The sequence below is a fragment of the Massilia sp. FBCC-B171 genome, from assembly GCF_059134155.1.
Genome location: NZ_CP101443.1, coordinates 2030220 through 2047726, shown reverse-complemented (window position 1 = coordinate 2047726; position 17507 = coordinate 2030220). Strand labels below are relative to the sequence as shown.

Here is a 17507-nt window from a genome sequence, read left to right as displayed (position 1 = left end):
CATGACAAATAATCTCCTTCCCCGCTTGCTCGCCACGCTGCTGGCGGCCAGTACGCTCGCCGGCTGTGCCGAGCTGTCACAAGTATTCGAACGCAAGCCCGACCGGGTCCATGTGCGCACCTTGCCGCGCGCCGCCGACAAGGACGACGACCGCCAGTCCGCCCGCAGCGAACGTGCCGAAGCCCAGTCGGGGCGTGACCAGGCTGCGCTGCGCGAAGGCATACGCCTGTACAACGAAGGGGATTTCAACGGAGCGATCAAGCGGCTCGGTTCGAACGATATCCGCAGCAATTCGCCGGCCCGGATCCGGGTGGCGGCGCTGAAATACACGGCCTTCAGCTATTGCGTGACTTCACGCCCGAAGCAGTGCGAGCAGGCATTCGAGAAAGCGCTGAAGATCGACCCGGATTTCAGCTTGGAATCCGGCGAACAGGGACACCCGCTATGGGGCCCTGCCTATGACCGCGCCAAGAAGGGCTAAGCCTTTTCAGGATCAAGCAGGCTGCCAACATATGTTGGTAGCCGATAAACAAATGTTTAGACCTTGATGTTGACCGTGCCCGGGAAAGCCGGCGCGCGGCGGCGTTTCGACGCCTGCTCGTAGGCATACGCCATCCCGATCAGGGCCGCCTCGCTGTAGGCGCCGCCGACAAACGAAATCCCCACCGGCAAGCCACGCGCAAAGCCGGCCGGGACCGTGATGTGCGGATAGCCTGCCACCGCCGCCGGCGACGAGAAGCTCATGCCGTAATGGTCGCCGTTGATGTAGTCGGTCAGCCAGGCCAGCCCGCCCGTCGGCGCCACCAGCGCATCGAGTTTTTCTTCGCGCAGGATCTGGTCGATGCCCTCTCCGCGCGAATAGCGGTGGTTGTTCGCCAGCGCGTCCCGATACCCCTTGGCGTCCAGCCCTTCCTTGCCCTGAGACGCAATCAGGTGTTCCTGGCCGAAATACGGCATTTCGCGCGACGCGTTCTTGTCGTTGAACGCGATCACGTCGGCCATGTTCTTCACCGGCGCATGCGGCGCGTAGCCGGCCAGCCAGGCCGCCAGGTCCGGCTTGAACTCATGGAGCAGGACCTCGACTTCGGACTCGTTGTATTTGTCGGTGTTGGGCAGCTTGACGTCGACCAGGATCGCGCCCTGGGCGGTGAGGATGGCGAGCTCTTTCTCGACGATCTCGTCGATCACCTTGCTGCCGCCAAAGAAATTGCGCGCCACGCCGATGCGCTTGCCGCGCAAGCCGTCCAGGCGCAGGGCTGCCGCGTAATCGGCCACCTTGCCGTCGCTCTCTTTGGTCACCGCATCGTCATTGTCGACGCCAGTCATGGCCGCCAGCATGTAGGCGGCGTCGGCCACGCTGCGGGTCATCGGTCCGGCCATGTCTTGCGAGTGAGCAATCGGGATGATGCCGCTGCGGCTGACCAGTCCCAGCGTCGGTTTCAGGCCGACGATGCCGCAGCTCGAGGCGGGAGAAACGATCGAGCCGTCGGTCTCGGTGCCCACCGCCAGCGTGGCCAGGCTGGCGGCAATCGCCGCGCCCGAACCGGAGCTCGAGCCGCTAGGATTGCGGTCGAGCGCGAAGGGATTCTTGGTCTGGCCGCCGCGGCCGCTCCAGCCGCTGACCGAATGCGTCGAGCGCATGTTGGCCCATTCCGAAAGGTTGGTCTTGCCGATGATGACGGCGCCGGCCGCGCGCAGGCGTTCGGCAACGAAGGCGTCGCGCGTGGCGCGCACGCCGTTCAATGCCAGCGAGCCGGCGCTGGTGCTCATCTTGTCGCCGGTGGCGATATTGTCCTTCAGCAGGACCGGGATGCCGTGCAGCGGGCCGCGCAGCTTGCCGGCCGCGCGCTCGCGGTCGCGTTCGGCGGCGATCTGCAGGGCGTCGGGATTGAGTTCAATCACCGAATTGAGCTTGGGTCCGGCCTTGTCGACGGCCGCGATGCGCGCCAGGTAGCGCGTCACCAGCTTGTGCGAACTGGTCTTGCCGGCCGCCATCGCCGCGCCCTGCTCGCGCACGCCCGCTTCGAGTAAATCGTCCGGCGCCGCCGTTTTCGGTGCGGCCGCTGCCGCGCTGCCTGCGCCGGCTACCGTTCCCGCCACCACGCCAAGTCGAACGAAATCCCTGCGGTCCATGCGTTTCTCCACGTTCAATAATAGTAGAGCAACAGCATAGCAGTGCTTTCTCTTCAGCACCATTCGCAAGAGAAATGTCCAGACGAAAAAAAACGCTGCCGGTAAGGGCAGCGTTCTTTCGCAAAACGGACTACAGCGGAATCGATCAGTTACGAACGACGCGCTTGTATTCGTTGGTACGGGTGTCGATCTCGATCGTGTCATCCTGGCTCACGAACAGCGGCACCATGACGACGTGCTGGTGGGCTTCGATGGCGTTCTCGATCTTGGCTTCCTTCAGGACGTTGCCCGAAGTGTTGCCCTTGACGGCAGGCTCCGAGTAGATGACCTGGCGTGCGATCGTGGTCGGCAGTTCGACCGAGATGGCCTTGCCGTCATAGAACACGGCTTCGCATTCCATACCGTCTTTCAGGTAGTGCAGTGCGTCGCCCAGGTTCTCTTCTTCGATTTCGAACTGTTCGTAATCGGCGTCCATGAAGACGTACAGCGGATCGGCGAAGTACGAGTAGGTCACTGGCTTCTTGTCGAGCACGACGACGTCGAACTTGTCATCGCCACGGAACACGTTTTCCAGCGGAGCGTTGGTCAGAAGATTCTTCATCTTCCACTTGTAGGTGAAGCCCGTGCGGCTCGAGCCGTTGACATCGGAACGCAGCACGATAAATGGCTTCTCATCAACCATGATGATGTTGCCGACACGGATCTCTTTTGCGGATTTCATAGGAGTCTGGGGTATCAAAAAAAAGGGTTTCAGTAACCGGGCATGATATCACGTAACGAATTGTCTGCCTAACGAAGTGAAGCGACAAAAGCCAGCAGGTTCGACGCCAGGTCGCCATGGCTTGCCATCTCGGCATGCCATGCTTCGGAACGCGCGGCAATGCGTGCGCCATCGGCCCGCAGCGCCGACCACAGTGCAGGCCAATCGGCCGCCTCGACAGCGGCACCGTTCCACTGCAACATCACTGCCTGCACGCTGTCGATGTCCGGCGCATAGCGTTCGAGGAAGGCGCGCAGCTTCTTGTGGTGCAGGTTCTCGTCTTGCGGATAAATATGCCAGACGAAGGGTTTGCCGGCCCATTGGGCACGCACCCAGGAATCCTCGCCGCGCACAAAATTCAGGTCGCAGCACCACAGCAAGCGGTCGTAATCGGGCTGGGGCACGAAGGGCAGCACGCGCACCGTCAGCGCCCCGTGGGTCGCGGCGGCGCCGGCACGCGCTTCGGTTCCGAGGAAAGCCTGCACGGCCTGCGCGGCGACGCCTTCGGGCACCAGGCAAGTCACCCGTTCGCCGCCCTCCTGCCAGGCCGCGAACAGCTCGGCCACCGGGGCATGCGGATAGCAGAACAGCGAGACCTTGAAGGCGTCGATCTCGGCCTGCGTCAGGCCGAGCTTGCCCAGGAAGGCGCAGGCGCGCTGCGGCTCGTCATGGAAAGCCAGGCGCTCGCGCTCGAGGCCGGCTTCGCGCAGCAGGCCGCCGGTCTGGGCGGTAAAACCAGGGAAGAAGAAATGCTTGGTCAGCTTCAGGCGCGGATGCATCGACGGCAGCTTGTGGCAGCCCTCGACCCATTCCTCGGCCGTCAAGCCTTCCAGGTTCAGCCAGACGGGCCGCGGCGTGCGCTGGGCCATCGCTTCTATATAGCTAGGCGGAATGTCGCAGGCAAAGAATTCGATGACGATGTCGGCGACCTCGGCCGGCAGGTAGTGGTCGTCCTGGCCTTTCCAATGGCGCACCACGACGCCGGCAACCGTCTGCACGTCGGCTTGCGGGTTCACGTCGGGGCAAATCCGGCGAAAACTCGCCAGGTCGTCGACCCACAGGGTGACGGCGACGCCATGCTCGCCCTGCAGCTGGCGCGCAAGGCGCCAGCAGATGCCGATGTCGCCGTAGTTGTCGACGACCTTGCAGAAGATGGCCAGCGATGGAAGGGATTCGGGAGCCATGATGGGATAGCTGGAAAAGAATACACGTGAAAAAAAACATAAAGCCGCTGAAAAGCGGCTTTATGTTTTTTACTTCTACTTGACTGGCGTCCCCACGGGGATTCGAACCCCGGTACTCACCGTGAAAGGGTGATGTCCTAGGCCTCTAGACGATGGGGACCTAAAACTGTTTGCTGCTCATTACTGCTGCCAAATTCTTGGCGTCCCCACGGGGATTCGAACCCCGGTACTCACCGTGAAAGGGTGATGTCCTAGGCCTCTAGACGATGGGGACCCTGGAACTACCGTTACTGCTTACTGAAGTCTTCGTGGTGGAGGTAAGCGGGATCGAACCGCTGACCTCTTGCATGCCATGCAAGCGCTCTCCCAGCTGAGCTATACCCCCCACGGGGAAACAACATCATAACATACCGCATTTGCTTCTACTACTCGCTGCCGCTGGCGCAGCTTCCGGCAAACTTCTGCCAAAACCTTGGCGTCCCCACGGGGATTCGAACCCCGGTACTCACCGTGAAAGGGTGATGTCCTAGGCCTCTAGACGATGGGGACCCTGAACTACCGATTACTACACTTCAAAGTGGTGGAGGTAAGCGGGATCGAACCGCTGACCTCTTGCATGCCATGCAAGCGCTCTCCCAGCTGAGCTATACCCCCGTACTGCTGAAGTGCGAGCATTATAGCGGGGGTTCTTGCATTACGCAAATACCGATTTGAACGAACTATCGTCAGGCCTGCAGACCTTTTGCAACACGGGCCAGCACGGCCTCGCGGCCGAACAATTCCAGCACCGCATCGATGGCCGGCGTTTGCAGCTGGCCCGTCACCAGGAGGCGCAGCGGCATGGCGATCTGCGGCATTTTGAGGCCGTGTGCGGCGAGCACTTCCTTGAGCATGGCGGCGATCGCCGCCTTGTTCCACTCGACCGTCTGGCAGCGCTCGGCGAACGTGGCCAGCGCCGGGCGCACCGCGTCGGTCAGGTGCTGGGTCAGCAAGGCCGCGTCAGGCTGCGGCTGGCGGTAGAACAGCATGGCGGCGTCGGCCAGCTCGTTGACCGTGTTGACGCGGTCCTTGACCAGCGCCAGCACGCCGGGCAAGGCCGGGCTGCCCTCGAACTGGCCGCCCTGCTCTTCAATCTTCGGGCGCACCAGGCCGGCCAGGCGCTCGTTGTCGGCGGCCTTGATGTAGTGGTTGTTCAGCCAGGCCAGCTTTTCCGGATTGAACTGGGCCGCCGAGGCGGTCAGGTGCTCGAGGTTGAACCACTCGGTGAACTGTTCCATCGAGAAGATCTCGTCGTCGCCATGGCTCCAGCCCAGGCGCGCCAGGTAGTTCAGCATCGCTTCCGGCAGATAGCCCTGCTCCGGGTATTCCATCACGCTGACGGCCCCATGGCGCTTCGACAGCTTCTGGCCGTCGGCGCCGAGGATCATCGGCAGGTGGCCGTACTGCGGCAGCTCGGCGCCCAGCGCCTGCAGGATGTTGATCTGGCGTGGCGTGTTGTTGACGTGGTCGTCGCCGCGCAGCACGTGGGTGATCTTCATGTCCCAGTCGTCGACCGAGACGCAGAAGTTATAGGTCGGCGTGCCGTCCGGACGCGCGATGACCAGGTCGTCGAGCTCCTTGTTGGCGATCGTGATCGGCCCTTTGACGACGTCGTTCCAGGTCACTTCGCCGTCCAGCGGATTCTTGAAGCGCACCACTGGCGTGACGCCGGCCGGCACGTCGGGCAGGGTCTTGCCGGCCTCCGGACGCCAGGTGCCGTCGTAGCGCGGCTTTTCCCCTAGAGCGCGCATGCGCTCGCGCATCGCTTCGACTTCGGCGGGCGAGCAATAGCACAGGTAAGCAGTACCGGCTTCCAGCATGCCCTTGACGACTTCGCGGTAGCGGTCCATGCGCTGCATCTGGTAGAACGGGCCTTCGTCATGCGACAGGCCGAGCCACTGCATGCCGTCGATGATCGCCTGCACCGCTTCCGGCGTCGAGCGCTCGAGGTCGGTGTCTTCGATGCGCAGGACGAAGGTGCCGCCGAAATGGCGGGCATAGGCCCAGGAATACAGCGCGGTGCGCGCGCCGCCGAGGTGGAGGAAGCCGGTCGGGCTGGGGGCAAATCGGGTGCGGACGGTCATGGCGAAAAGCGTAAGGGGAAAGCGGCTATTCTACCCCGATGCGCTGGACGCGGACAGCGCCGTCGGCTCCGCTCCGTCCTCTTCCCGGCCACCTTGCTCGTCCCGCTGTTCGTCGATATAGCCCGCCAGCAGCCGCACCGTCGGGTAATCGTAGAGCAGCTCGGCGCTGACCGGCACCCCGCTGGCCTGCTCGACTTCGAGCGCCAGCGGCACCGAGGCCAGCGAATCGATACCGAGGTCGCTGAAGGGCGTGTCGACGCTCCAGGCCTCCATGCCCGGCACTTGAACTGTATCTCCCATGCCGGGCAGCGCGTCGCCTGCCCCACCCTCGCGCAGCCAGCGCTGCAGGCAGGCGTGCACCAGTTCCAGGCTGGTCGGCGCTGCAGGCACGGCCGGCTGCGGCACTGCCGCCGCGGGCGCCTCCGCCTGGCGCAATAAGGCGTCGAGCCCGGCCGCTTCGCCCGGGGCGCTTTGTTCGATGTCGCCGATGGCCAGCGCATGCCGGGCCACCCGCGCCAAGAGCGCGCCGCTCGGCGGACACAGGGCAGCGGCGGCGCTCTCGGCCTGGATGTCCCGGCGCAGCGCGTCCAGCTTGCGCAGCGCCCAGCTGGACGCGTCCCCGCGTGCGGCCGCAGCGAGCAGGGTCCAGGCGGCGAATTCGCCGTTGCGCCCATCCTGCCAGGCGCCGCTGCCCTGCGCCGGCAGCTGCGCCAGCAAGGCGGCGTGCTGCGCCCCGCCGAAGCGCGCGACCGCCTGCGCGATCGGATTGCCCGGCAGGCGCACCAGCGCGCCCAGGTGCGCATACAAGGCTTCGCTCGGACCCTCGAGGATGCGCAGCACGCGCGCGTCGCGCAGCAACTGCGGCGCCAGGTTGGTCTCCAAGTAGCCGCGCCCGCCCAGCATCTGCATCAGGCGGTCGGCCGCTTCCCACAGCAGCTCCGAGAGCACGCATTTGCAGGCGCTGCAGGCGTCCAGCGGCAGCGCGGCGTCGTCGTCCATGCTGCCGGCCAGGGCGTCGACCAGGGCTTCGGCGGCTGAAATGGCGCAATCGAGTTCATGCAGGCGCAGGAGCGTGACCGGGTTGTCGATCAGGCGCCCGAGCGCGATGTCGCGCCGCGCCGCATAGCGCGCCATCAGTTGCAGGCAGCGCTTCATGGCGCCGACGGACAAGGCGCCGATGCCCAGCCGCGCAAAGCCCATCGCGTCGTTGGCCACGTCCATGCCGGCGCCCGGCGTGCCCAGCACCTGGGCATCGGGCACGAACACGTCCTCGAAACGCACTGCGCTTTGCGGCATCGCGCGCATGCCCATCGTCAGCGCTTCCGGCCCCAGGCACAGGCCCGGCGCATCCCCCGGCACCAGCAGCGCGACCGTGCCGAGCGCGCGTCCCGCGGCATCGAAGGCGCGCGCGAACACGGTCAGCACGCCGGCCCAGGCCGCCAGGCCGATCAGGTGCTTTTCGCCGCGCAGGCGCCAGCCGCCGTCGACGCGGTCGGCGCGGGTGCCGATCGCGCGCGGGTTGGACCCTGCCTGCGGCTCGCTCAGCGCATAGGCCGCCAGCTGGCGTCCACCCGCCAGCTGCGGCAGCCACTGCGCCCGCAGCGCCTCGGGCGCGAAGCGCAGCAGGGGCCGCAGGCCCAGGCCATTGTGCACGCCGACCATGGTGGCCAGCGTCAGGTCGATCGCGGCCAGCTGCGCCATCACGCGCACCAGGTCGCACGTGGCCAGGGCCAGGCCGCCGCTGCTGCGCGGCGCCTGCAGCCCGAGCAGCCCGCGCGCGCCGAAATCGAGCAGCACGTGCGGGGCCAGCGAGCGCCGTTCGTCGGCCAGGCGCGAATCGAGCCGGCGCGCCGCATAGCCGCGCAGCCAGCCGATGAGGGCATCGGCGCGCGTGGCGCTGCCTTCGATGCCGGGGGCACGCATGGCCAGCAGCGGCAGGCTGCCGTTTTGCAGCAGGGTCTTGCAGCGCGCGCGCTGGACCTTGCCGCTGGTGGTGCGCGGGAAGACGCCCGGCGCGACAAAGGCCAGCGTATGCAGCGGCACGCCGGTCCCGAGGGCGACTGCTGCGCGGATGCGGCGCGCCAGTGCGTCGATGTCGCCGCCGCGTACCAGGGCGCGGCTCGCTTCCACCACCAGGGCCAGGCACTCGCTGCCCTCCCCCTCCAGCGCGAAGGCAGCGCAGCTGTTGGGCGCCAGCTCGGCGCAGGCGTCTTCGGCCAGCGCCTCCACGTCGCGCGCGTGGATCTTGCGTCCGTTGACGACGATGACGTCCTTGCGGCGGCCGGTAATAAAGACTTCGCCGTCCTGCACGAAGCCGAGGTCGCCGCTGCGCAGCCAGCGCGCACCCGCCAGCGCCGGCGGCGCGTTCGCGATGCGCAGGCCGAACAGCTGGGCGCTGTCCTGAGCCCGCTCGTGGTAGCCGCGGGCGACCGCCGGCCCGGCGATCCAGAGTTCGCCGATCGCACCAGGGGCGGCCGGGACGAAGCGCGCCGGATCGATCACGGCCACCTCCACGCCCGGCGCGGGCAAGCCGCAGCTGACCAGCGCCCGGCTGCCCGGTGTGCCTTCAGCGGCTGCGCAGACTTCGCCCCGTTCGAGCGCGGCGGCGTCCACGCCGACGATGCGCGGCGCGCGTGATCGCGGCCCGCCGGCCACCAGCAAGGTCGCCTCGGCCATGCCGTAGCAGGGAAACACGGCATCTAGCCGCAGGCCGCAGGGGCCGAAGGCCTCGATGAAGCGCGCCAGGGTCGCCGCGCGTACCGGCTCGGCGCCGTTGTAGAGCACCTCGAGGCTGGACAGGTCGAGCGTGGCCTTCTGCAGGCGGCTGACGCGGCGCAGGCACAGGTCCCAGGCGAAGTTCGGCCCGCCGCTGCAGGTGGCGCGGTAGCGCGTGATCGCCTCCAGCCAGGCGCCTGGCCGGCGCAGGAAGGCGCCGGGCGCCATCAGCACCGAGCGAAAGCCGATGATCATCGGCGCGGCGATGCTGCCGATCAGGCCCATGTCGTGAAACGGCGGCAGCCAGCTGACCATCACGGAATCGGGGCCGAAGCCGAAGGCGCTGCCGATGGCCGCCACGTTCGCGCCGATGTTCGCGTGCGTGACTTCGACGCCCTTCGGCTGGCCGGTCGAGCCGGAGGTATATTGAAGAAAGGCGACGCTGTTCTCTGCCGGTGCCGGCAGGACGGCGGCGGGCGCCGCTTTCATCTCGCCGAGCAGCGGCACGCTGCAGCCGGCACGCGCCAGTGCCGCGGCGGTGGCGGCCTGCGCCTCGGGGGCGCACAGCACCAGCGCGGGCGCGGCGTCGGCCAGCAGCGCGGCCAGGCGCGCGCCATCGCGGGTACGGTTGGCGGGCGCCGCCGGCACCGCGACCACGCCGGCCGCGAGGCAGGCGAAAAAGGCGACGATGAAGTCGATGCCCGCCGGGTACAGCAGCAGGGCGCGTGCGCCCGGGCCGGCATGCGCCAGCATGTGCCCGGCGAGCGCATCGACGCGCGCGGCCAGCTCGGCATGGCAGACCGTGTGTTCGCTGCCGTCTTCGCGCAGGAAGGTGTAGGCGATGCGGCTTGGGGTGCGCAGGGCGCGCTCGCGCAGCCGCTCTGCCAGCAGCAGGCTGGCGGGTTTGGCGTCTTCAGCCACGGGCGCGCTCCCGCGGCCAGGGCTGGCGTGCCGGTTCCACGCCGAGCGCGGCGCCGGCGCCGCTCACCGCCGCGCCGATCATGCGCGCGCCCAGGCGCAACTGGGCCGGCCCGTGTCCGGCCATTACCTGCAGGCGCAGGCGCGCCGCCCCGAGCGGCACGCCCGGATACTCGACGGCGTTGACGAACACCCCTTCGCGCGCCAGCGTGCGCCCGGCCAGGCGCGCCACCTGTTCGCTGCCGATCCAGAGCGGCACGATGGCCGAGGGCACGCCCAGGCAGCGCATCCCGGTTTCAGCCAGGTTCGCGCGCAGCGCCATGGCATTGCGCAGCAGCGACTCGCGCAGCGTGTCGCCTTCCTCGCTGGTCACGATGCGCAGGGATTCGAGCACGCAGGCCGCCTGCATCGGCGAGAGCGCGTTCGAGAACAGGTGGGGTCCTGCGAACAGCTGCAGCTGGCGCTTGACCGCGCGCGAGGCGCTGGCGACAAAGCCGCCGTTCGAGGCGAAGGTCTTCGAGAACGCGCCCATCACCAGGTCGACCTTGCCCAGCATGGCCTGCTGGCCCAGGCTGCCGGTGCCGTTCGGCCCGAGCGCGCCCAGGTCGTGCGCCACGTCCACCAGCAAGGTGGCGTTGTACTCGCGGCACAGGTGCTGCATGAGCGGCAGGTCGGGACAATCGGCGTCCATGCTGAACAGGCCTTCGGTGACGACCAGGATGCCGTTTTCGGTATCGCGCGCGCGGATCGCGGCCAGCAGTTCGCGCACGTGGCCGGTGTCGAGGTGGCGGTGCAGCGCCACGTTGCGGGTGGCGGCGTTCGCGCCCTGGCGCAGCGAGGCATGCGCCAGCTGGTCGACCAGCACGTAGTCGCGCGCACTCACCAGCGCCGTGATGACACCGAAGGCGGCGCCCCAGCCGGTCGGGAACAGCGTCACGTGCTCGAGCTGCAGCAGTTCGGCCAGGGCCTCTTCGAGCCTGAGCGACAGGCGGCTGTTGCCGAGCAGGACGGCCGAGCCGGCGCTGTGCGGGCCGGCCTCGCTCAGCGCGGCCTGGGCTGCTGCGTGCACGGCCGGGTGCGAAGCCAGCGACAGGTAGTCCTGCGAGGCGAAATTCACGCCGCGGGTCGAGGCGCCCGGCAGCGCACCCTCCTCGTGCACGTTCGACTCGGGGCTGGGCGCGCCCTCGAGCGCACGTGCGTACTGCCAGAGGCCATGGGCCGCGCGCAGGCGGCACCAGGCATCGAGCGGCTCGGTGCGGCGCATCAGGTTGGCGCCGCGCGGCTGCGCGAACTGGGCGACGCTGCCGCGCAGCGCGCCGCAGGCTTCCAGTTCGGCGATATCGGCGGCCCGCTCGAAGACGATCGTTTCCTCGTGCACGGTGGACTCCTCTTGATGGGTAAGAAAAATCAGGGGAACAGGATTCAGGCCGGCGCCAGGGCCGCCTGCTGATCGGCCTGGCGCGCCAGCAGCGCGCCGACCTGCTCGGCAAGCAGGGGGCGGTGGAACAGGTAACCCTGGGCTTCGTCGCAGCGCATGGCGCCCAGGTCGCCCAGCTGTTCAAGCGTTTCGACGCATTCGGCGATCACCTTCAATTCGAGCCGGTGCGCCATGGCGACGATGGCCTCGGCGATCGCATACGGCCGCGCACGGGCGCTGCCACCCAGGCGGCGCACGAACAGGCCGTCCATCTTGAGGATGTCGACCGGCAGCTCGGACAGGTAGTTCAGGCTCGAATAGCCGGTGCCGAAGTCGTCGATGGACACCAGCACGCCGGCGGCGCGCAGCGCGCCCATCACCTGGCGGTTGGCGTCGAGGTCGTCGATCAGGATGCCTTCGGTGATTTCGAGGTCCACGCAGCCGCGCGGCAGCGCTTCGCCCTGCACGATTTCCAGCACGCGCGCGGCGAAGTCCGGATGGCGCAGCTGGCGCGCCGACAGGTTCACCGCCGTCTTCACCCCGGGCAGGCCGGCATCGCGCCAGGCGCGGTTCTGGGCGCAGGCGGTACGCAGCACCCAGTCGCCGATCGGCACGATCATGCCGGTCTCCTCGGCCAGCGGGATGAAGCGGCCCGGATCGATGCGGCCATACACCGGATGCTGCCAGCGCAGCAGGGCCTCGACGCCGACGATGCAGCGTGTGGCGAGATCGACCTGCGGCTGGTATTCGATGAACAGCTGGCCGCGAGCGAGCGCTTCGCGCAGGCCGTTCTTGAGCGCCAGGCGCTCGCTTTGCGGCTCGCAGGCTGCGCTCGAATACTGCTGCACGCTGTTCTCGCCCCAGGCGCGCGCGCTGCGCATGGCGATGTCGGCGCGTTTCAGGAGCGCGTCGAGGTCGCAGTCCTCGGCCGGATACAGAGCGACGCCGACCGAGAGCGTCACGAAGCATTCACGCTCGCCCGCGTTCAATGGCAGGCCAAAGCGGTCGAGGATCTTCTCGGCCACCTGGAGCGCATCGCCTTCCTCGGCCACGTCTTCGAGCAGGGCGACGAATTCGTCGCCGCTCCAGCGCGCCACGGTATCGCAGTCGCGCAGGCACTGGCGGATGATGGCGCCGGCCTGCACCAGCAACGCGTCGCCGGCCTCGTAGCCGAGCGCGTCGTTCACTTCCTTGAATTTGTTGATATTCAGGAGCAGCAGCGCCACCAGGCGGCGGTTGCGATCGGCCCGGTCCATGGCGTGGCGCAGGCGGTCGCGCAGCAGGCGCCGGTTGAGCAGGCCCGTGAGCTGGTCGCAGTGCACGCCATCGAGCATGCGCCCGACGCTCGCGCCCAGGTCTTTCAGCTCCACCACGGCGGGCTCATTTGCGCGCAGCGCGAGCGCCAGCGGCGCTTCGCCCTGGCCGTGGCAGACCACCCGGTTGCGGCCGCTCGACTTGGCCAGGTAGAGCGCCTCGTCGGCGCGCCCGATGGCCAGGCCTACCGTTTCGCCCATGCGGTATTCGGCCACGCCGATCGAGACCGTCAGCGCAATCTCGCTGCCTCCCTCGATGCAGCGCATCTTCTCGATCGCGGCGCGCACCCGCCCGGCCAGCACCATGGCGTCGGCGGCCGGGGTTTCGGGCAGCATCAGCAGGAATTCTTCGCCGCCGTAGCGCCCGAAGCTGTCGCTGCCGCGCACCAGCGCCTGCACCGTTTCGGCGAACGCGCGCAGCACGGTATCGCCCGCGCTGTGGCCCCAGGTGTCGTTGACGCGCTTGAAGAAGTCGATGTCGAGCAGGCACAGGCAAAACGCGCGGCCATTGCGGTCGCTGCGCTCCTTTTCCCTTTCGATCAGGCGCATCAGGTAGCGCCGGTTGTGCACGCCCGTCAGTTCGTCGCGGATCGCCAGCTCGTTGATGGTGCCGAGCGCCTGCTCGAGTTTCACGAAACCCTGGGTCTTGGTCAGCTCGAACAGCAGCGCGAAGACCAGCACCACCACGAACAGGCCGAGGTGGCAAACCAGGTAGAGCAGCGCCATGTCCGATACCGGGTGGCTGGGCAGCGGGTAGCCGGCGCCCGGCAGCGCGTAGATGGCGATCGCGGCCACGCAGCTGAGCGCGAGCCAGAACAGCGCGCTGGCCACGCCACCGAGGAACATCGCCACCAGGGGTGCGGTGATCAGCCAGCTGGCGGTCGGCGCGCCGATCCCGCCCAGGTTATAGCTGAGCCAGGTGAAATTGAAGAACAGCGCGCACAGGAACAGTTCGCGCGCGGCCCAGATGCTGCCGCTGGCGCGCAGCAGCAGGGGCGAAGCGAGCATGCAGGCGCAGCACAGCAGGATCTCGACGGCCGCGGCGGAAAACCCCAGCAGATAGTAGGCCAGCGCGTAGAAGGGGCCGGCGGTGGCGGCCAGCAAGGCGGCGTTGACGACGTTCTCGGCGCGCGTGCGGGCGCTGGCTGCCTGGTTTAACAGGTCGGCCGGGATGAACCAGTGGTTCGCGCCCAGGTAACGGTCGCTCCATCGCGCGCAGGTGCTGTTCATATGGTGTCGGTCCGGCGGCAGGGCCGCCTGGCGAGTCAGTCCAAACACCAGTGTAGGAAGGAAATTTCCTACAGACTTTATTCTTAAACAGAAACAACGCGGAAAAGCATGCGCGCAACGCTTGACAAGAAAAAACCGCGTTTTCGGCGACGGGGCGGGCAATTCCAAAAAACGTGGAGTCAGGACTCCACGCGTCGACCTGCTTAAAACTTAGTCGTTCTTGACGACGATACTCGGGAACTTGCTGGTCATGTCCTTCGCCCGCTCCGCCACCTTGACCGCCACCTTGCGCGCGATCTCTTTATAAACAGAGGCCACCGCGCCATCCGGATCGGCAACCACGGTCGGACGACCCGAATCGGTCTGCTCGCGGATCGACATGGTCAGCGGCAGCGCGCCGAGGAAGTCGACGTTGAAGTCCTTGCACATCTTTTCGCCGCCGCCATGGCCGAAGATCGCCTCGGTGTGACCGCAGTTCGAGCAGATATGGGTGCTCATGTTTTCGACGATGCCGATGATCGGAATGCCGACCTTCTCGAACATTTTCAGGCCCTTGCGGGCGTCGAGCAGGGCAATGTCCTGCGGCGTGGTGACGATCACGGCGCCCGTGACCGGCACTTTCTGCGACAGGGTCAGCTGGATGTCGCCGGTGCCCGGCGGCATGTCGACGATCAGGTAATCGAGGTCGCGCCAGTTGGTTTGTTCGAGCAGCTGCTGCAGCGCCTGGGTGACCATCGGGCCGCGCCAGACCATCGGCTCGTCCGGATCGATCATGAAGCCGATCGAGGACACCTGCACGCCGTGGTTTTCCAGCGGCTCCATGGTCTTGCCGTCCACGCTTTCCGGACGCGCATTAATACCGAGCATCATCGGCTGCGAAGGACCGTAGATGTCGGCGTCCAGGATGCCGACGCTGGCGCCTTCGGCCGCCAGGGCCAGGGCCAGGTTGACGGCCGTCGTGGATTTGCCGACACCGCCCTTGCCCGAGGCGACGGCGATGATGTTCTTCACGTTCGGCATGACCTTCAGGCCGCGCTGCACCGCGTGCGACAGGATCTTGACCTGGACGCTGACGCTGACGTTGCCGGCGCCGGGAAGGGTCTTGACCGCGTTGACGACGAGACCGCGCAGCAGGGCGATCTGGCTTTTGGCCGGATAACCGAGCTCGAGGTCGAAGGCGACGTCGGCGCCGTCGACCTGGATATTCTTGACCGATTTGGAGGACACGAAGTCCTTGCCCGTATTAGGATCGATGACCTTTGCCAATACGGCCTTGACGTCGTCTGCAGTGATGCTCATGTATTTCTCCAATGTGATGAGCGCAGTGTAGCAAAAAACGCTGTAACTCTTATTGTCGCATTGGTCATTCCAGGGAGTACCCCCTGCCTCTTCAGGGCCATCCGCTGGTAAAATGGTTTTTTTCATCCCTACAATAGCGTTTCGACCATGACCCGCAAGCTGTTCGTCACTACCGCCCTGCCCTACGCGAATGCCGCCTTCCACATCGGCCACATGATGGAGTACATCCAGGCCGACATCTGGGTCCGCTTCCAGCGAATGCAGCGCGATGGAGACGCTCGCCGCCAGGTGCATTTCGTCTGCGCCGACGACACCCACGGCACGCCGATCATGATCGCCGCCGAAAAGGAAGGCATCACGCCCCAGGAATTCGTGGCCAAGATCGCCGCCGGCCGCGCCCAGTACCTGGACGGCTTCCACATCGGTTTCGATAACTGGTACTCCACCGATTCGCCGGAAAACGTCGAACTCTCGCAAGGCATCTACCGCAAGCTGCGCGACGCCGGCCTGATCGTCACCAAGACCGTCGACCGTTTCTACGATCCGGTCAAGGGCATGTTCCTGGCCGACCGCAACATCAAGGGCGAGTGCCCGACCTGCCACGCCAAGGACCAGTACGGCGACAACTGCGAAGTCTGCGGCGCCGCCTACCAGCCGACCGAACTGATTAACCCGTTCTCGGTCTTCACCGGCTCGACCCCGATCCTGAAACCGTCCGAGCAGTATTTCTTCAAGCTGTCCGACCCGCGCTGCTACCACTTCCTGAAGGAATGGCTGAACACCCCGGGCCGCCTGCAGCCTGAAATGGTGAACAAGGTCTCGGAATGGCTGGGCGAAAACGGTGAAAAGCTGGCCGACTGGGATATTTCGCGTGACGCGCCCTATTTCGGCATCCCGATTCCCGATGCGCCGGGCAAGTTCTTCTATGTATGGCTGGACGCGCCGGTCGGCTACCTGGCTTCGCTGAAGAACTATTTCGACAAGCAGGGACTCGACTTCGAGGCCTTCCTGAACGACCCGCAGGCCGAGCAAGTGCACTTCATCGGCAAGGACATCGTTTCCTTCCACCTGCTGTTCTGGCCGGCGATGCTGAATTTCTCGGGCCACCCGATCATCGACAAGCTGAAGGTCGCCGTCCACGGCCACCTGACGGTGAACAACGAAAAGATGTCGAAGTCGCGCGGCACCGGCATTTCGCCGCTGCGCTACCTGGAACTGGGCATGAACCCGGAATGGCTGCGCTATTACCTGGCGTTCAAGCTGAACGCGAAAGTCGAGGACCTGGATTTCAACGGCGAGGACTTCGTCGCCCGCGTGAACAGCGATTTGATCGGCAAATACGTCAACATCGCCAGCCGCTGCGCCGGTTTCATCGCCAAGAAGTTCGACGGCAAGCTGGCAAGCACGCTCTCGGATAGCGCCAGGGGCTGGATCGCCAAGGCATTGACGGTCGACGGCGCCGAACGCCAGGCGAGCATTGCCGCCAGCTGCGAGTCGCGCGACTACGGCCGTGCCCTGCGCGAGATCATGGAGATCGCCGACGTCACCAACCAGTTCGTCGACGAGAACAAGCCCTGGATCCTGGCGAAGGACGAAACCAAGCTGGCTGAACTGCATGATGTCTGCACCACCGCCCTGATCCTGTTCCGCCAGTTGACGATCATGCTCTCGCCGGTGCTGCCGCAGGTGGCTGCGCGCGTTTCCGAATTCCTGGGCGACGCCAGCTTCACCTGGGCCGACACCCAGGGCGCGGCCGTCCACGAGACCATGCTCGGCCGCACCATCGGGGCATACAACCACCTGATGCAGCGCGTCGACGCAAAAATGGTCGAGAACCTGTTCGACAAGCCGGGCGTCGCTACGCCGGCCGTTGCCACACCGGCCGCGGTGGTGTCCGACGCCAGCCTGGCCGTTGCCGCGCTGGCGCCAGCCGATGATGCGCCTGCCGCCGGCGACATCGAAGAACTCGCCCCCGAAATCTCGATCGACGATTTTCAAAAGATCGACCTGCGCGTGGCCCGCATCGTCAACTGCGAACACGTCGAAGGCGCCGGCAAGCTCCTGCGCCTGACGCTGGACGTGGGCGAAGGCCGCCACCGCAATGTGTTCTCGGGCATCAAGTCGGCCTACAAGCCGGAAGAGCTGGTCGGCAAGCTGACGGTGATGGTGGCCAACCTGGCGCCGCGCAAGATGAAATTCGGCATTTCGGAAGGCATGGTGCTGTGCGCTTCCGCCGCCGACGAGAAGACCAACCCGGGCCTGTACCTGCTCGACCCGATGGCGGGCGCGACGCCTGGCATGCGTATCCGTTAAGCCCTGGACAAGGACCCGGGAAACGCTCTTCCCGGGGTCCGCGGCAGCGTTATAATGCCGTTTTCCTCAAGAAACACGCGCTCGAGACGCCCCTACAAAACT

The 17507-nt window shown here is 66.3% G+C and carries 10 protein-coding genes and 5 tRNA genes; 2 read left to right on the top strand and 13 right to left on the bottom strand.

Annotation, left to right across the window (positions count from 1 at the left end; all coding sequences use genetic code 11):
• Position 1 precedes the first annotated feature (1 nt).
• Entirely contained in the window at positions 2–481 is a 480-nt protein-coding gene (locus tag NMB41_RS09310) for a TssQ family T6SS-associated lipoprotein (RefSeq protein ID WP_494382178.1), read from the top strand.
• 56 nt (positions 482–537) lie between these two features.
• On the opposite strand, the gene NMB41_RS09305 is transcribed toward NMB41_RS09310, so the two are convergent.
• From NMB41_RS09305 to apbC, 13 genes are all read right to left on the bottom strand, one after another.
• Complete coding sequence (locus NMB41_RS09305) at positions 538–2133, bottom strand: amidase (RefSeq protein WP_494382177.1); 1596 nt, start codon at positions 2131–2133, stop codon at positions 538–540.
• A gap of 145 nt (positions 2134–2278) precedes the next feature.
• Positions 2279–2854, bottom strand: a complete 576-nt coding sequence (locus NMB41_RS09300) for an elongation factor P (RefSeq protein WP_494382176.1) — start codon at positions 2852–2854, stop codon at positions 2279–2281.
• Positions 2855–2922: 68 nt separating this feature from the next.
• Positions 2923–4077, bottom strand: a complete 1155-nt coding sequence (gene earP / locus NMB41_RS09295) for an elongation factor P maturation arginine rhamnosyltransferase EarP (protein WP_494382175.1) — start codon at positions 4075–4077, stop codon at positions 2923–2925.
• A gap of 84 nt (positions 4078–4161) precedes the next feature.
• A tRNA-Glu gene (locus NMB41_RS09290) sits at positions 4162–4237 on the bottom strand.
• Positions 4238–4275: 38 nt separating this feature from the next.
• Positions 4276–4351: transfer RNA gene (locus tag NMB41_RS09285), tRNA-Glu, on the bottom strand.
• A gap of 35 nt (positions 4352–4386) precedes the next feature.
• Positions 4387–4462, bottom strand: a tRNA-Ala gene (locus NMB41_RS09280).
• Positions 4463–4550: 88 nt separating this feature from the next.
• Positions 4551–4626: transfer RNA gene (locus NMB41_RS09275), tRNA-Glu, on the bottom strand.
• Positions 4627–4655: 29 nt separating this feature from the next.
• Positions 4656–4731, bottom strand: a tRNA-Ala gene (locus NMB41_RS09270).
• 71 nt (positions 4732–4802) lie between these two features.
• Positions 4803–6200: a glutamate--tRNA ligase gene (gene gltX, locus NMB41_RS09265; protein ID WP_494382174.1), complete on the bottom strand. Its 1398-nt coding sequence runs from the start codon at positions 6198–6200 to the stop codon at positions 4803–4805.
• A 30-nt stretch (positions 6201–6230) separates the two neighbouring features.
• Positions 6231–9836 carry an AMP-binding protein gene (locus NMB41_RS09260; RefSeq protein ID WP_494382173.1) on the bottom strand — a complete coding sequence of 1202 codons (3606 nt, stop codon included), beginning with the start codon at positions 9834–9836 and terminating at the stop codon, positions 6231–6233.
• A complete protein-coding gene (locus NMB41_RS09255; protein WP_494382172.1) occupies positions 9829–11211 on the bottom strand; it encodes an aminotransferase class I/II-fold pyridoxal phosphate-dependent enzyme in 1383 nt (460 codons plus the stop codon). The genes NMB41_RS09260 and NMB41_RS09255 overlap by 8 nt, the downstream gene beginning before the upstream one ends.
• A gap of 44 nt (positions 11212–11255) precedes the next feature.
• Entirely contained in the window at positions 11256–13793 is a 2538-nt protein-coding gene (locus NMB41_RS09250) for a putative bifunctional diguanylate cyclase/phosphodiesterase (protein ID WP_494382171.1), read from the bottom strand.
• 210 nt (positions 13794–14003) lie between these two features.
• Positions 14004–15092 (bottom strand): iron-sulfur cluster carrier protein ApbC, encoded by a 1089-nt coding sequence (gene apbC, locus NMB41_RS09245; RefSeq protein ID WP_494382170.1) that lies wholly within the window; start codon positions 15090–15092, stop codon positions 14004–14006.
• Between the two features lie 147 nt (positions 15093–15239).
• Here apbC and metG point away from each other — a divergent pair, with 147 nt between their 5' ends.
• Positions 15240–17405, top strand: a complete 2166-nt coding sequence (gene metG / locus NMB41_RS09240) for a methionine--tRNA ligase (RefSeq protein ID WP_494382169.1) — start codon at positions 15240–15242, stop codon at positions 17403–17405.
• Positions 17406–17507 lie beyond the last annotated feature (102 nt).

What these genes read in the sequence shown, in the direction of transcription:
- gltX (WP_494382174.1), bottom strand. Translation starts at nt 6,200, where the DNA reads ATGACCGTCCGCACCCGATTTGCCCCCAGCCCGACCGGCTTCCTCCAC.
- NMB41_RS09310 (WP_494382178.1), top strand. Translation starts at nt 2, where the DNA reads ATGACAAATAATCTCCTTCCCCGCTTGCTCGCCACGCTGCTGGCGGCC.
- apbC (WP_494382170.1), bottom strand. Translation starts at nt 15,092, where the DNA reads ATGAGCATCACTGCAGACGACGTCAAGGCCGTATTGGCAAAGGTCATC.
- NMB41_RS09305 (WP_494382177.1), bottom strand. Translation starts at nt 2,133, where the DNA reads ATGGACCGCAGGGATTTCGTTCGACTTGGCGTGGTGGCGGGAACGGTA.
- metG (WP_494382169.1), top strand. Translation starts at nt 15,240, where the DNA reads ATGACCCGCAAGCTGTTCGTCACTACCGCCCTGCCCTACGCGAATGCC.
- NMB41_RS09250 (WP_494382171.1), bottom strand. Translation starts at nt 13,793, where the DNA reads ATGAACAGCACCTGCGCGCGATGGAGCGACCGTTACCTGGGCGCGAAC.
- NMB41_RS09300 (WP_494382176.1), bottom strand. Translation starts at nt 2,854, where the DNA reads ATGAAATCCGCAAAAGAGATCCGTGTCGGCAACATCATCATGGTTGAT.
- earP (WP_494382175.1), bottom strand. Translation starts at nt 4,077, where the DNA reads ATGGCTCCCGAATCCCTTCCATCGCTGGCCATCTTCTGCAAGGTCGTC.